This is a genomic window from Janthinobacterium sp. BJB426, assembly GCF_002735705.1.
GTDB lineage: Bacteria > Pseudomonadota > Gammaproteobacteria > Burkholderiales > Burkholderiaceae_D > Janthinobacterium.
The window spans coordinates 101,017-115,815 of record NZ_PDZL01000016.1 but is presented as its reverse complement, the minus strand read 5'-3'; the positions used below and the strand labels follow the sequence as shown (position 1 = coordinate 115,815).

The following is a 14,799-nucleotide window of genomic DNA, read 5'->3' as shown; positions in this document are numbered from 1 at the left end:
CGGAAGCCGTTAAAATGGATAACATTAATCCACTCATGGAACAATTGAGCGTAAAGGTAGCGTATGAATATCGATCCCGGAGATTTGCTGCTGTTCGCCCGCGTCGTCGAGTGCGGCAGTTTCAGTCGTGCCGCCGTGCGCGTGGACTTGCCCAAGTCGACCTTGTCGCGCCGCATCTCGCTGCTGGAAGCGAAATTGGGCGAACGGCTGTTGCTGCGCACCACGCGCAAGCTGGCGCTGACGGAGTTCGGCGCCAGCCTGCTCGAGCATGCGCGCAAGGTGGTGGAAGAAACGGAGGCGGCTGGCGCCCTGGCGCAGCACCGCCAGGCAGGACCCAGCGGCTTGCTGCGCATTTCCATGCCGGCCGATTTCGGTGACACCCTGATGCGTCAGGTGCTGGCCGAGTTCGTGCGCCGCTATCCCGCCATTTCTCTGGAACTGGACTTGTCGGCGCGCCGGGTGGATTTACTGGAAGAAAATTTCGACCTGGCCATCCGCATGGGTAATTTGCCCGATGACGCCAGCCTGGCCGCGCGCCGTGTGGCCTTCAGCACTCTGGCGCTGTATGCCTCGCCGCAATACACGAGCGTGCACGGCTTGCCCGAGCATCCCGACGATTTGTATGGCCACGATTTATTGAGCTTGCCACGGGCCGTGCATGGCCTCGTGCACTGGACTTTGATCCGCGGCAAGACGACGTGGGAGCGCGATCTGCCCGTGCGCCTGCTGGCCAATTCGCCGGAATTGCTGGTGCGTATGGCCTGCACGGGCGTGGGCATTGCGGCCAGCACAGACCGCTTTGCCAAGCCGTATGTGGCGACGGGGGAATTGGTGCGCGTGCTGCCCGAGTGGAGTTTTCCGCTGGTCACGGGCTGGGCCGTGTTTCCCGGCCGGCGCTTGATGCCGGCCAAGACGCGCGCGTTTCTCGACCTAATGGAGGAAATGTACCAAACCGACGCGCCTGTTTAGTAACGGCTGTCAAAACCTACTGCGCGTCGTGATCTATGGCCTGCGATGCTCACTGTACCTTCGTACAGTTGCGCTTCTCGGCCACAGCTCCCTTCCGCTCGCTACGGTTTTGTCAGGCGTTGACAGGTCAGTGGAGGGCGCAGAGCCTTGATCTATTTAGGCCGGTTGCCCATGACTTCGCCCAGCTGTACGGGGCCGGCTGGCTGCCAGCCGGCATTGAAATCGACTGTGCCTTTCGGGAACAGCATGACGACGGTGGAGCCGAGCAGGAAGCGGCCCAGCTCTTCGCCCTGTTTCAGCACGACATTGTCGTTCGCATAGCTCCAGTCGCGTATCTGGCCTGTGCGGGGTGGGTTGACGACGCCGTGCCAGACGGTGGCCATGCTGCCGACGATGGTGGCGCCCACCAGGGTCATGACGAAGGGACCGTTGGCCGTATCGAACACGCAGACGACGCGCTCGTTGCGGGCGAACAGGCCGGGAATGCCGCGCGCCGTCGTCGGGTTGACGGAGAACAATTCACCGGGAACATAAATCATGCGCGTCAGACGGCCATCGCAGGGCATGTGGATGCGGTGGTAGTCGCGCGGGCTCAGGTACAGATTGGCGAAGCTGCCGTGTTCGAACTGGGCCGCCAGGGCCGCATCGCCGCCGACCAGGGCCGTCGTGCTGAAGTTGTGGCCCTTGGCCTGGAAGATCTGGTCCTTGTCGATGCTGCCGAACTGGCTGATGCGTCCATCGACGGGGCAGACGTAGTCGGCCTGGGCCAGCGGACGGGCGTCCGGGCGCAGCGCGCGCGTGAAAAAGTCGTTGAAGCTCGTGTAGTGCGTGATGTCCGGGTCCAGCGCCTCATCCATGTTGACGTTGTAGCGGCCGACGAACCAGCGGATCAAACGCGTCGTCATGGCGCCGCCCTTGGCACCGGCGACACGGCCGGCAAAATTGGTCAGCGCTCCCTTGGGCAGCAGATATTGAGGCAAAACGGCAAGACGGTCAGACACGATGGGAAGCCTTTGACGGGGTGATGGGAACAATGGTGAAAACGCATTATAGCGGCGATGTGGCGCGCAATACTATGCGCCGTATGCAAGGGTGCGTATCGCAGCCGGCCGCCGAATTTAATTTGCCATAGGAAATATTTTCAGGAAACTGTGCCACTCGGAAAAAATTACAGCACAATACAGCGGCCTGTTTTTTAGCTTTTAGCCATTTTTATTCAGCCAACTTTTTTAGCCAGGTCATGATGCCACGCCGTTGCCTTCGCCTTACCGTCCTTTGTTCCGCTGTCCTGTTTGCCTGGAATGCCCAGGCCCAGCAATCCGAAACGCCAGCCTCTGAGTCCGCCGCTGCACCGCTGAAGGCTGGAAAGCCCGCCGCGCCCGCGATGCAAACCGTGGAAGTCAAGGGCAGCGGCTATGATCCGCGCCGCGACGATACGGCCAGCAAGATGGTCGTGGGCAGCGAGGAAATCCTCAAGTATGGCGACACGAATGTCACCGATGTGCTCAAGCGCTTGCCCGGCATCACGGTTTCCGGCGCGGCCGGGCGTTCGGGCGGCGAAATTCGCATGCGGGGCCTGGGCAGCGGCTACACGCAGATATTGCTCAACGGCGAGCGGGCGCCGGCCGGTTTTTCGCTCGACACCCTGTCGCCGGACGTGATCGAACGCATCGAGATTTTGCATGCGGCCAGCGCCGAATACAGCACGCAGTCGATTGCCGGCACCATCAATGTGGTGCTCAAGAAAGCCGTGAAGACGGCGCAGCGCGAACTCAAGCTGGGCGTGCAGGGCAGCGACGTGAGCTTTTCGCCCAGCGTGAACGTGCAACTGTCCGACCGCGACGGCAACTTCTCGTATTCGCTTGCCGGCTCGCTGTTCCGCTACGACTACCATTACGACAATCCCGGACTGGAACTGGGCTATGCGCCCGATGGCCGGCAAAACCTGCTGCGCCGCACGAATGGCACGGGCGATGGCCGCCCGGAAGGCATCAATCTGTCGCCGCGCCTGAACTGGGTGCTGGTCAACGGCGATAATGTGACGGCGCAATTCTTCTTCAATGGCGGGCGCTCGAATCACCGCAATTTCAGCCGCGCCGAGACGGAGCAGGGCTTGCGCCCCGATTACGACACCAATACGGGCAGCTCCAGCAACCACAATGCCTTCGGCCGCAGCGACCTGACGTGGATGCACAAGCTGGCCGGCGGCGCCCGGCTGGAATTGAAAATCGGCGCCTCGGCCGCCCGCAATACGTCCGACAGCCTGCAGCAAGGCTTTGTCGATGGCAGCGGCCTGGCGCTCGACCGCAAGGTGGGCGTGAAGGCGACGGAAAACGGCGTCAGTTCCACCGGCAAGTACTCCACGCCCTTGCTGCCCGGCCACGCCCTGTCGATGGGCTGGGATGGCGCCTACACGGAGCGCGAGGAAACGCGCCGCCAGCGCGAAGCGGCACTGTCTGCCCTGGGTGCGCGCCCGCCCGTCGACAGCGACGAAGGTTTCGACGCCACCATCAAGCGCCTGGCCCTGTTTGTGCAGGACGACTGGGAAATCACGCCGCGCTGGTCGATGTATGCGGGCGTGCGCTGGGAGGGCATCGACACGCGCAGCGCAGGCAACACTTATGATGAAGTGCAGCAGCGCACCAGCGTGTGGAGTCCGCTGTTGCAAACCCTGTGGAAGTTGCCTGATACCAAGGGCGACCAGGTCCGTCTGGCCCTGACGCGCACCTACAAGGCGCAACCCACGGCAAGCCTGATTCCGCGTCGTAATACCTCGACCAACAATAGCCAGACGGACCCCGACCGTGAAGGCAATCCTTACCTGAAACCGGAGCTGGCGCTGGGCATCGATGCCTCGTACGAGCACTACTGGGCCGAAGGCGCCTTGCTCAGCGCGCGCGCCTCGGCCCGCCGCATCGATGGCTACACGCGCCAGGGCTTGCTGTTCATCAATGATCGCTGGGTCTCCACGCCCGTCAATGATGGCCGCGCGAATACTCAGACACTGGAACTGGAAGCGAAGTTCCCGCTGCGCGCCGTGCTGGCGGCGCCCGTGCCGGCCATCGACCTGCGCGCCAGCGTCAGCCGCAACTGGTCGCAGGTGGAGCAGGTGCCGGGGCCAAACAACCGGCTCGACCAGCAAACCCCCGTCAGCGGCAACTTCGGTCTCGATTACAAGACGCCGGATGGTGTGCTGACGACGGGTGGCAGCTTCAACTTCCGCAATGGCGGCCCCGTGCGCATCACCGAGCGCCAGAGCGCCTATACGTCGCCGCGGCGCGACCTCGACCTTTATGCGCTGTGGAAATTCGATGCGAAGAACCAGTTGCGCCTGGCCGTGTCGAACTTGCTGGCGCAAGACTTCGAAAGCACCACCACGTATGCGGACGCCAGCGGCACGATAGCCCGCAACAGCATTTCACCGAGTTCGCCGCAGGCGCGCGCGACCCTGGAAATGAAGTTCTGATCGCGACGTTCTCATACTGAAAACCCCGGCCGGCATCCCCGCTGGCCTATAATCTCGGCAATTGCGCGCGCGGCCCGTCCGTGCGCGCCACCTTTTCCTTTGCCAAGATTGCTTTCCCCATGACGTTTTCCTCCCTCGGCCTGATCGATCCCCTGATCCGCAAACTCGATGAGCTCGGCTATGCCAAGCCCACGCCCGTGCAGGCGCAAGCGATTCCTGCCGTGCTCGCCGGGCGCGACCTGATGGCCGCCGCCCAGACGGGCACGGGCAAGACGGCCGGCTTTGCCGTGCCGCTGCTGCAGCGCCTGACTTTGGAAGGCGTGGTGGCGCCGCAGTGCGTGCGCGTGCTGGTGCTCGTGCCCACGCGCGAACTGGCCGAGCAAGTCTATGCCAGCTTCCGCAACTATGGCGGCAACTTGCCGCTGCGCAGCTTTGTCGCGTATGGCGGCGTGCCCATCGAGCCGCAGATCAGCAAACTGCGCAAGGGCCTCGACGTGCTGGTGGCCACGCCGGGCCGCTTGCTGGATTTGCAGACGCAGGGCGCCGTCAAGTTCGAGCAAGTGCAAACCCTGGTGCTGGACGAGGCGGACCGCATGCTGGACCTGGGCTTCGAGCGCGAGCTCGATATCTTGCTGATGACGATGCCCAAGCAGCGCCAGACCTTGCTGTTCTCGGCCACCTTCTCGGACGCCATCCGCGCCATGGCGAAAACCATGCTGAAGGACCCCGTCTCGGTCGAGGTGAGCGCGCGCAACAGCACGGTCAAGGCCGTGAAACAGTCGGTGATCGTGTGCGACAAGAAACGCAAGCCGGAACTCTTTTTGCACCTGCTGAAGAAAAAGCGCTGGGGCCAGGTATTGGTCTTCGTCAAGACGCGCAAGGGTGTCGAGCTGCTGGTGAACACTTTGCTGGAGCAGGGCGTGCGCGCCGACTCGATTCACGGCGACAAGACCCAGCCGAACCGTTTGCGCGCGCTGGCCCGCTTCAAATCGGCCGAGGTGCAGGTGCTGGTGGCGACCGACGTGGCCGCCCGCGGCCTCGATATCGATCAATTGCCCGTCGTCGTCAATTTCGACTTGCCCACCGTGGCGGAAGATTATATCCACCGCATCGGCCGCACGGGCCGCGCGGGCGCTTCGGGCGAAGCGATCTCGCTCGTTTGCGCCGATGAGGTGGAGTTGCTGTCGGCTGTGGAAGCGCTGACCCGGCAAACCCTGAAACGCAACGAGGAGCCCGGTTTCGAGGCCGAGCACCGCGTGCCGGGCACGTCCGCCGGCGGCACGATCCAGAAGAAGGCCGTGAAAGTGCTGGCGCCGAAGGCGGCGGAGCGGGCCAAGAAAAGGCGCTTCTACAAATAATCGGCGCAGTTAAGCTGACAAGGCAAGGCGCGCAGCACGGATATGCCATTCGTGCCATCATGCGCTATGACCTCGATACCTTTGTTCCCGCTCAATACGGTGCTGTATCCCGATGGCTATCTGCCCCTGCAGATCTTCGAGGTACGCTATCTGGACATGATACGCAAATGCATCATGGGCGAGCAGCCGTTTGGCGTGGTGCAACTGCTGGACGGCGGGGAAGTGCGCAAGCCGGGCCAGCAGGAAACGCTCGCGCCCGTGGGCACCCTGGCGCGTGTCATCGACTGGGCCGCGCCCCTGTCCGGCTTGCTGCAAATCAAATGCATGGGCATGCAGCGCTTTCATATCGTCTCCAGCGAACAGCTGAAGCACGGCTTGTGGATGGCGCAGATCGAAACGTTGCCGCCCGATAAAACCATCCCCATTCCGCAAGAGCAGCAGAACGTGGCCGACGCGCTCGGCGCCCTGATCCGCACCTTGCAGGAGCAAAAGATCCCGCCTGACCAAATGCCCCTGCAGCCGCCGTACCGGCTCGATGAGTGCGGCTGGGTGGCGAACCGCTGGTGCGAGCTGCTGTCCCTGAGCGCCATGCAAAAACAACTATTGCTGAGTCAAGACAATCCCGTGCTGCGCCTGGAACTGGTGCAGGATATGCTCACGGAAAATGGCCTGCTCGAAGAGTAAAACGTCCCAGGCCGCATGCTTGCACAACATTTCGTTGTGCAATTGCAATTTCTATTGAGAAATACTTTACGCTTTGCCGCCGCTGGCATAAGATAATGCCCCTGGGCAAGATTGCCCTGGGCAACATTCAAGAGCAGACGACATGGCAAAAGTAAGCGCGGAACAGATCAATGCGGCAATGGAAGCGATGGCGGGCGAAGGCCAGGCCATCACGGTGCGCGCCTTGCGCGAACGGCTGGGCAACGGCGCCTGCCTGGGCACCATCAGCAAGCTCTTGCAGCGCCGCAAAGCCGGTGCGCAGCGCCAGATCGCTGCCGCCGCCGAACTGTCGCCCGTGCTGCAGCAAGCCATCCTCGATTATGTAGGACAGGAGTTAAGCGCCAGCCACAGCGCGCATGAAGCCGAGATGAACGACAATCAACAGGAATTGATGGACCTGGCCAGCGAGAACGAGCGCCAGCAAGAGTTGCTCGACCTGCAGGCCGGCGAGCTGGAAACCTTGCGCGAGGAACTTGAACGCGAGCGGCAAGTGGCGAACCAGGCGCGTACGGACCTGGCCAAGGCGCAGCTGCGCCTGGAAGGCTTGCCGCGCCTGGAAGAGGCGGCCGAGCAGGCACGCATGGACCTGGCCAAGGCGCAATTCAAGCTCGAAGGCATCCCCCGCCTGGAAGAGGCTGCCGAAGCGGCGCGCGCCGAACTGATCCAGGCCCAGCTGAAGCTGGAAAGCCTGACGCGCGTGGAAACGGAACTGGCCGCCGCGCGCCTGGAACTGGAAGCGGAACGCGAAGAGCTGGGCGAAACGCGCGCCGAGCTCGATGAAGAGCGCACCTTGCGCATCAAGGCGCAGCAGTTCATCGTCGATCCAATATTCAAGACGCCTGTCTGAGGACGCCTGACCAAACCTACTGTGCGTCGGTATAGGCGGCCTGCGATGCTCACCGTACTTTAGTACGGTTGCGCTTCTCGGCCACTTCTCCCTTCCGCTCGCTACGGTTTCGTCAGGTGTCGTTACGTCTCTGTTCTGACCTAACGCTGCGTACAGTGTTAGCCGGCGCACTGAATCTTGTTATTAGGCGCGGCAAAATAGTTCAGTGATCCAGGCGCGAAAGGGCCGGCATGGAAACGCTGATCGTCATGGGTGCCTCGGTGGGCGGCGTGAGCGCACTGTCCACCATCTTCTCCGCCTTGCCGGCGAACCTGCCCGCGGCAATCCTGGTCGTCATGCATGTGGGCGCGCGCAATAGCGTGTTGCCCGAGATTCTAGGCAAAACCTCCGCCTTGCCCGTGCGCTTTGCCGAAGAGCGCGAACCCGTGCGCGCGGGGCGCATCCTGCTGGCGCCGCCGGATCGGCACATGCTCGTTGCCAACCTGGCTGGCCAGGCAACGGTCGAGCTGACCCGGGGACCCAAGGAAAACCATACGCGTCCCGCCATCGATCCCCTGTTTCGCAGTGCCGCCGCAGCTTTCGGCCCGAAGGTGGTGGGCGTCATCCTCAGCGGTTACCTCGACGATGGCACGGCAGGCTTGCAGGCCATCAAGGCCTGCGGTGGCAAGGCGCTGGTGCAGGAGCCGCAGGATGCGGTGGCGCCGTCGATGCCGCAAAGCGCAATCGACCACGCCGAGGTGGACTGGCGCCTGCCGTGCGCCGAGATCGGCCCGGCCCTGCTGGCGGTGGCCAGCGACACGCCAGCGCCGGCCAGCGCCGCGCAGCCTTTGCCGCCCGCGCCGTCGTGGATCGCCGTGGAAAACCGTTTTGCCCGGGGAGTGGGAAATATGGAGCAACTGGAAAAAATTGCCACGCCATCGACTTTCACCTGTCCCGAATGCCAGGGCACCCTGTGGGAGCTGCATGCTCAGCAGCCGCAGCGTTTTCGCTGCCATACGGGCCACAGTTTCACGGCGCGGATGCTCGGCGAGTTGCAGCATGACAAGGCGGAAAACGCTATGTGGGCCGCCGTCAGGGCGCTGCAGGAAAAGGAAAAGCTGTACCTGAACCTGGCCGCCAAGGCTCAGGCCTGGCTGCATCCGGGTACGGCCAGCGAATATGCCGCCAAGGCGCGCCAGGCGGGCGAGCAGGCCGATATGCTGAAACGGGCCTTGCTGGCTTAAAATAGCGTACGGTCGCGCCATGCCGCGCGACGCCCGATCGCAAAGAAGGTTTATGTCCGTAGAAAAGAAAGCGCCGCACCCGCCTGCGGCCACCCCCATCTTGCCGCGCGCACTGCCGCCCCGGCCGCCAGCCGAATTCAGTTCTGCCGCAACAGCCCTTGCGCATAAGCAGGCGCGCGAAGCCAAGGATGCGCAGGTGCGCGGCGTCACGTCCATCGATGCCATGCGTGTCGCCATCAAACAGGCGGCGCGCGACTTGCCCACCATCACCGAGGTGCCGCGCCTGGCCATGCTGGACGCCGCCGCCTTCCGTGCGCGGGCCGCGCTGGGCTTGCCCTTCCTGATGCGCGGGCTGGTGCGGCGTTGGCCCCTGTCGGCCCTGGGCCCCGAAGTCTTGCGCGAGCAATTCAGCCACGTGCCCGTGCGGGCGCGGGTGGGTGACTACATCAACACGGCTTTCGCGGCCGACCGCGCCATGCAGGACATGTCGATGGGGCAATACCTGGATATGGTGGCAGAGGGCGAGTATGCGCTGCCGCCTTACCTGGGCAACCTGGAATTGCGCGAACTGAACCGTCTGTGCCACTGGCCCACGTATTTCGACAAGATGGGCCCGCCACGCTTCTGGGTGGGGCCGGCCGGCACGGTGACGCCCTTGCATTGCGATTACGACGACAATATCTTCGCCCAGGTGTGGGGCCGCAAACGCATCTTTTTGTCGCCGCCGCACCATGACGCCTTCCTGTATCCCAGCGAGGCGAACGCCATCCTGTTCGGCTCGCCGTTCGACCCGGAAGCGCCCGATTTCGAGCGTTTTCCCCTGGCGCGCCAGGCCACCATGATCGAATGCCTCGTCGAGCCGGGCGACATGCTGTACGTGCCCGCCGGCTGGTACCACCAGGTGCGGGCGCTGACGTTTTCCCTGTCGTCGAACCGCTGGGCCAGGGCCGTGCCGCTGGCGCTGCATGGGGATATGGCGCTGCGGCGGGGCGAGGAATAACTTAGGGCTGGATGGTCTTGCCGGCAGCGCGCACGCGGCGCTTGGGCCGCCACTCGCTGAGGATGCCAGCAGCGATGATCAATATCGCGCCCACGATGGCCAGGGCCGGCAGGCGCTCGCCGGCGATGCGGCCGATCACGCCGGCCCACACGGGTTCGCCCGCATAGATCAAGGTGGCCTTGGTGGCGGAAATGCGCTTTTGCGCCCAGTTCATCACATATTGGATCAGCGCGCTGGCGCAGCCCAGGGCCAGCACGCTGAAGACGAAGGTCTTGCTGAGGACCGGTGGCGCTTCGCCCAAGACGGGCATCAGCAGCAGGGCGATCAATGAGGCCGTGGCCAGTTGCACGATGGTCACGCGCAGGATGTTCAGCTGCGGCGAGACGCGGCTGATGAGGATGATTTCCAGGGCGATGGCGATGGCGCCCACGGCCGTGATCAGTTCGCCCGTGCCAAAACCCATGCTCAAGCCATCCGTGCCGGTGAGCAGCAGCAAGCCGACGAACGCCAGCACGACGGCCGCCCACACTGCAGGGTGGGGCCGCTGCTTGAAGCCCAGCCATTGCACCAGCGGCACGATGGGCACATAAAAGGCCGTGATGAAGGCGGACTTGCTGCTCGTGATATACATCAAGCCATAGGTTTGCAGGGCGTAGCCGCCGAAGATGCTCACGCCGATGGCCATGCCGGTGAATAACTCCGCTTTCGTCAACTGGCGCAGCTGGCCCCGGCAAATCAGGGCGCCGATGCTGGCGGCCACGGCAAAGCGGGCGGCCACAAAGGCCAGCGGGCCGCTGACCGTCACGGCATGTTGCACGACAAGAAACGTGCCGCCCCAGAGGAAGGTAATGGCGATCAGGGCCAGTTCGGGCATGCCGAGGGCGGGCGGGGGACTTGCGTGTGTTTTCATGGGACGCTATGCTATGAGCAAAATATTTCCCATCATAATAGGAGCAATATATTGCGCAGTCAAGCCGAAGCCGGTGGCGTGCTGGCATACCTGGCCACCAATCTGCGGCGCTTGCGCCTGGCCGCCGGCCTCAGCCAGGAAGAGCTGGCGCGCCAGTCCGGCCTGAGCCGGCGCATGGTCAATGGCGTCGAGGCGGGCAGCACCAACATCAGCCTGGCCAACCTCGACCATGTGGCGGCCGCCTTGAACGTGGCCTTTGTCGACCTAGTCCAGCCACCGCGGCAGCCGCAAGACAGCTTGCGCGTGCTGATGTGGCAAAGCGCATCGCAAGCCAGCCGGGCCGTGCTGCTGGGCGCGGCACCCGCCAGCCGCCAGGTGGAACTGTGGTCGTGGACCCTGGCACCAGGCGAGCGCTACGATGCGCAAGCCGATCCGGCGGGCTTCAGCGAAATGATCTACGTGCTGGAAGGCGAGCTGCAGCTCGTGCTGGTGGCGGAAACCCGGCAGCTGGCCACGGGCGATTTTTTCGTCTTCAGCAGCGCGCAAGCATATGCCTATGTGAATGCGGGCGAGTCCACCCTGCGCTTTACGCGCAATGTGGCCAGCTGACAGCGCGATTACGGCAGGCTACATCCCACCAGCAACAGCATCGGCCGCTCGCGCTCTTCCGCCAGCGCCGGCTGCTGCGCGACCTGTGCGTCGGTGGGACCCCATTCTTCCATGTGTTCCAGCTGGAAACCAGCGCGTAGCAGCGCATTGATGGTCGTGCCGAGCGTGCGGTGCTGCTTGATCACGCCTGGCGCCAGCCAGTCCGACACGCGCGGGCCTTGCTGCTGGTAGCTGTCGACGGGCCAGCGCTTGCGGCCTTGCGCGTCAGTCAGCCAGCCCGGCTGGCGCGGGGCCATGAAGATCGGGTGCTCGATGGAAAACACCAGCTTGCCGCCCGGTTTCAAGCCGTGGCGGATGGTAGCCAGCAAGGTGGTGAAATCCTCGATGTAGTGAAACGCGAGCGAACTGTAGACGAGGTCGTAGCTGGCGGGCGGCAGGGCCAGTTGTTCCAGGTCCAGCCGGGCATAGCTGACGGCCGCGTGCGTCCCCATGGCGTTCGCCTGCGCCAGCATCTTTTCCGACACGTCCACGCCCAGCACCTGCGCCGCACCAGCATCGGCTGCCCAGCGGCAGAACCAGCCATAGCCGCAGCCAAGGTCGAGCACGATTTTTCCTTGTATCTCCGGCAGCATTGCGCGCAGGGCTGGCCATTCGGGGGCGCTGTCGAGCCCGCCGATGGAACGGGGCAGCTGGCTGTAGCCGGTAAAGAAGGCGTCGTTGTCGTAGATATTCTGTGTCATGTGTCGATATCCTTGTGGACGGTGCGCTTGGTATGCCCGCCCCGTTGTGCCCGGTAAATGCCCGCGTGGCCGGAAAACAGATACGCCACGACGCAGGCGATGGCCGCGTACACGCCGATCTCGGCGCCGAACAGTTCCATCGCCATCAGGGTCGAGGCGATCGGCGTGTTGGCTGCGCCCGCAAACACGGCGACAAAGCCGATGGCGGCCAGCAAGGTGACAGGCTGGTGCAATAGCGGGCCCAACGCATTGCCCAGGGTCGCGCCGATGAAGAACAATGGCGTCACTTCGCCGCCCTTGAACCCCGTACCGAGGGAAACAATGGTAAATGCCATCTTGCCGAGGAAGTCATATGCGGGCAACGGTTCTTTCAGCGCATCGACGATGGTGGGAATGCCCAGGCCGATGTAGCGATCCGTACCCAGCAGCCATACGGCAAGCGCGACAACGAGGCCGCCGGCCAGCGGACGCAGCGGGGCGTAGGCGATCCAGCGTTTCATCAGGCCGCTCAAGCCGTGCGTGGCTTGCGCAAACAGTTTCCCCGTCACGCCGAACAGCACGCCAGCGATCACCATCGCGCACAAGGTCCAGGTTGAAAGGGCGGGGATCAGGGGCACGGCGTAATGCGTGTGAGCAATTTGCAAAAGCGGTCCCCACAGCAGAACCACCTGGTCGGCGATGACGGCAGCCAGCAGGCAGGGCAGCATGGCTTCGTAGCGCAAGCGGCCGATGGCCAGCACTTCCAGGCCGAAGAGGGCACCTGCCAGCGGCGTGCCGAAGACGGAAGCAAAGCCGGCGCTGATGCCGGCCATCAGGATGATGCGGCGGTCTTCATTGTTCAAGCGAAACATGCGGGTCAGCTGGTCTGCCAAGGCGCCGCCCATCTGCACGGCCGTGCCTTCGCGTCCGACCGAGGCGCCAAACAAATGCGAAATGACGGTGCCGCCCAGCACCAGCGGTGCCATGCGCAAGGGGATGATTTTTTTCGGGTCGTGGATTTCATCGATCAGCAGGTTGGCCCCGCCTTCGACACTGCTGCCGTAGCGCAAATACAGCCAGCCGACGGCAAAGCCCGCCACGGGCAGCAGCCAGATCAGCCAGGCGTGCGCCATCCGCGTGCGCGTGGCCCACTCAAGGGCGAACAGGAAGCCGGCCGAGGCCGTCCCTGCCAGCACGGCAACGATAAAGGCCAGCAGCAGCCATTTCAACAGATGCCGTAACAGATCGGTGAGGGCGCTAAGACGCTGCATCGTGCATCCAGTCAAGGCTGATGGGTGGGTGCTTCCTTACAAGCCGAATTCCGCCACCAGCGCCTGGCCGATGGCCCGCTGTTCGGCCAAAATGGCGCGCAAGTGGTGGGGGCGCGTCTTGACATTCGTCATGACCACGCGCAGCACGTTGGTCGGGCCCGGGTAGCGCGTCGATTCGAGTACCGTGCGCGACACGAAGCTGTGGCCTTGCGCCTTTTGCCGGTTCTGCAGCTTGGCGTTCAAGGTGTTGAGTTGCTTGTTCAGTTCGGTCGCCGCCTCCACTTCGCCGCCGGCCAGCAAGCTTTCCATGCGCTGGCGCAAGTGCGCGGGCACGTAGCGGTAAGTGAGAATGAAGGTGTCGGAGCGCGTGACGAGTTCGAAATCCTGCTGGTCGGCCAGCAAGTCCTGCAACTGGCCGGACAGGGTGGCCGCCTGCTGCAGCAAGGTCGTGTAGCCGGACACACCGAGCACCTTGAACGAGGTCCACAGTTTCAAGGCATCGAAGCGGCGCGAGCCTTCCAGCGACGTCTGGCCCAGGTCGCCCGAGTTGTCGCGCAAGATGTAGTTGGCGTTGTGTTTGAGCAAGTTCAGGCTGGCGCTATCCTTGAACAGCACCATGCTTTGCGCCATCGGCACCCACAGCAATTTATGCCCGTCGATGACGACGGAGTCGGCCAGGGCAATGCCGTCGTACAGCGCGCGGTACTGTTCCGCGATCAAGAGCGCGCCGCCCCAGGCTGCGTCCACGTGGAACCAGATGTTTTCGCGCGCCGCAATCGCCGCCATGGCTGCCAACGGGTCGATGGCGCCCGTTTCCGTCGTGCCGGCGATGCCGATCATGGCGACGACCTTGATCCTGCGCAATTTCAAATCGGCAATCGTCGCTTCCAGCGCGCCGACGTCGATGCGGTTGTCGCGGTCGACGGCCACCAGGTGCAAGGCGTTTTCACCGAGCCCCAGGGTCGCCAGCGCCTTTTTCACGGAATAATGGCTGCGGGCCGAGCCGATCACGGCCAGCCCCGCATAGCCTGATTCCTGCATGGCGGCAAACAAACCGCGCTTGCGCGTGCCGGGCAGTTGCTGTTCCAGTGCCACGGCCAGGGCCGTCAGGTTGCCCATGGTGCCGCCATTGACGACATTGCCCAGCGCGCCGCTGGTGGCGGCCATGGCCTGCGTGTAGACGGCGTCCGGTTGTTGGTACACCTGGCGGTGCAGCCAGCCGAGGATCTGTTTTTCGATCAGGGTCGACACGTAGGCCGTCTCGATCTTGACCTGGTTTTGGTTCAGGGTGGCCGTAAACGCTTCGGCCAGCACGCTGATCCACGGCAGGGCCTGCGTCATGTGGCCGATGTACTGGGGATGGTTCAGCTGGGCCGTATTGGCCAGCACGGTGGTGTCGAGTTCTTGCAGGAATTGCGCCACGGGCATGCCGTGCGCGGGCAGGCAAGTGTCGGACAGTTGCGTCAGCAGTTCCGCATACGGCGTGTGCGGATAGGCCGTGTCGCGGTCGGCGGCCAGCCAGCCGCCCAGCATGCCCAGCGCCTGCTGCAGGGGCGCGGGCGCCTTCTGCAGCGCATCGATGGAAAAATGCTGCTGCAGCAGCTGTTCGATAGGGGTATCGGTCATGGCGCGTTGTCTTCTCTACGGATTGCTGGTGCCACGGTGACAAACGAATTGCGCCCAGGCGAAAGCGGGATTTTACCC

At 63.6% G+C, this 14,799-nt stretch carries 13 protein-coding genes; 8 read left to right on the top strand and 5 right to left on the bottom strand.

What is annotated here, in order from left to right:
- Positions 1 to 63: 63 nt before the first annotated feature.
- Complete coding sequence (locus CSQ93_RS22170) at positions 64 to 969, top strand: LysR family transcriptional regulator (RefSeq protein WP_099379897.1); 906 nt, start codon at positions 64 to 66, stop codon at positions 967 to 969.
- A 152-nt stretch (positions 970 to 1,121) separates the two neighbouring features.
- Here CSQ93_RS22170 and asd read toward each other — a convergent pair whose 3' ends face one another.
- Entirely contained in the window at positions 1,122 to 1,970 is an 849-nt protein-coding gene (asd, locus tag CSQ93_RS22165; RefSeq protein WP_099379896.1) for an archaetidylserine decarboxylase, read from the bottom strand.
- 383 nt (positions 1,971 to 2,353) lie between these two features.
- Here asd and CSQ93_RS22160 point away from each other — a divergent pair, with 383 nt between their 5' ends.
- The 6 genes from CSQ93_RS22160 (at position 2,354) to CSQ93_RS22135 (ending at position 9,586) form a co-directional block, all read left to right on the top strand.
- A complete protein-coding gene (locus CSQ93_RS22160; protein WP_233516295.1) occupies positions 2,354 to 4,435 on the top strand; it encodes a TonB-dependent receptor plug domain-containing protein in 2,082 nt (693 codons plus the stop codon).
- Between the two features lie 119 nt (positions 4,436 to 4,554).
- Positions 4,555 to 5,793 carry a DEAD/DEAH box helicase gene (locus tag CSQ93_RS22155; protein ID WP_099379920.1) on the top strand — a complete coding sequence of 413 codons (1,239 nt, stop codon included), beginning with the start codon at positions 4,555 to 4,557 and terminating at the stop codon, positions 5,791 to 5,793.
- 66 nt (positions 5,794 to 5,859) lie between these two features.
- The gene (locus tag CSQ93_RS22150; RefSeq protein ID WP_099379894.1) at positions 5,860 to 6,477 is read left to right on the top strand and encodes an LON peptidase substrate-binding domain-containing protein; all 618 of its coding nucleotides are present in this window, start codon (positions 5,860 to 5,862) and stop codon (positions 6,475 to 6,477) included.
- Positions 6,478 to 6,619: 142 nt separating this feature from the next.
- The gene (locus CSQ93_RS22145; protein ID WP_046684938.1) at positions 6,620 to 7,363 is read left to right on the top strand and encodes a DNA-binding protein; all 744 of its coding nucleotides are present in this window, start codon (positions 6,620 to 6,622) and stop codon (positions 7,361 to 7,363) included.
- Positions 7,364 to 7,593: 230 nt separating this feature from the next.
- Entirely contained in the window at positions 7,594 to 8,586 is a 993-nt protein-coding gene (locus tag CSQ93_RS22140; RefSeq protein ID WP_099379893.1) for a chemotaxis protein CheB, read from the top strand.
- 52 nt (positions 8,587 to 8,638) lie between these two features.
- Entirely contained in the window at positions 8,639 to 9,586 is a 948-nt protein-coding gene (locus tag CSQ93_RS22135) for a cupin-like domain-containing protein (protein ID WP_099379892.1), read from the top strand.
- 1 nt (position 9,587) lies between these two features.
- Here CSQ93_RS22135 and CSQ93_RS22130 read toward each other — a convergent pair whose 3' ends face one another.
- Positions 9,588 to 10,496, bottom strand: coding sequence for a DMT family transporter (locus tag CSQ93_RS22130; RefSeq protein ID WP_099379891.1), 909 nt, complete (start codon positions 10,494 to 10,496; stop codon positions 9,588 to 9,590).
- A gap of 51 nt (positions 10,497 to 10,547) precedes the next feature.
- Between CSQ93_RS22130 and CSQ93_RS22125 the strand changes: the two genes are divergently transcribed.
- Positions 10,548 to 11,105 carry a helix-turn-helix domain-containing protein gene (locus tag CSQ93_RS22125; protein WP_099379890.1) on the top strand — a complete coding sequence of 186 codons (558 nt, stop codon included), beginning with the start codon at positions 10,548 to 10,550 and terminating at the stop codon, positions 11,103 to 11,105.
- Positions 11,106 to 11,113: 8 nt separating this feature from the next.
- On the opposite strand, the gene CSQ93_RS22120 is transcribed toward CSQ93_RS22125, so the two are convergent.
- Genes CSQ93_RS22120 through CSQ93_RS22110 form a run of 3 tightly spaced genes read right to left on the bottom strand, consistent with a single transcriptional unit; the run spans position 11,114 to position 14,721 of the window.
- Positions 11,114 to 11,845: a class I SAM-dependent methyltransferase gene (locus CSQ93_RS22120; RefSeq protein WP_099379889.1), complete on the bottom strand. Its 732-nt coding sequence runs from the start codon at positions 11,843 to 11,845 to the stop codon at positions 11,114 to 11,116.
- Positions 11,842 to 13,095: a voltage-gated chloride channel family protein gene (locus tag CSQ93_RS22115; RefSeq protein ID WP_099379888.1), complete on the bottom strand. Its 1,254-nt coding sequence runs from the start codon at positions 13,093 to 13,095 to the stop codon at positions 11,842 to 11,844. Before CSQ93_RS22115 ends, CSQ93_RS22120 begins: the two co-directional genes overlap by 4 nt.
- Before the next feature lie 36 nt (positions 13,096 to 13,131).
- Complete coding sequence (locus CSQ93_RS22110; RefSeq protein WP_099379887.1) at positions 13,132 to 14,721, bottom strand: pyridoxal-dependent decarboxylase; 1,590 nt, start codon at positions 14,719 to 14,721, stop codon at positions 13,132 to 13,134.
- Positions 14,722 to 14,799 lie beyond the last annotated feature (78 nt).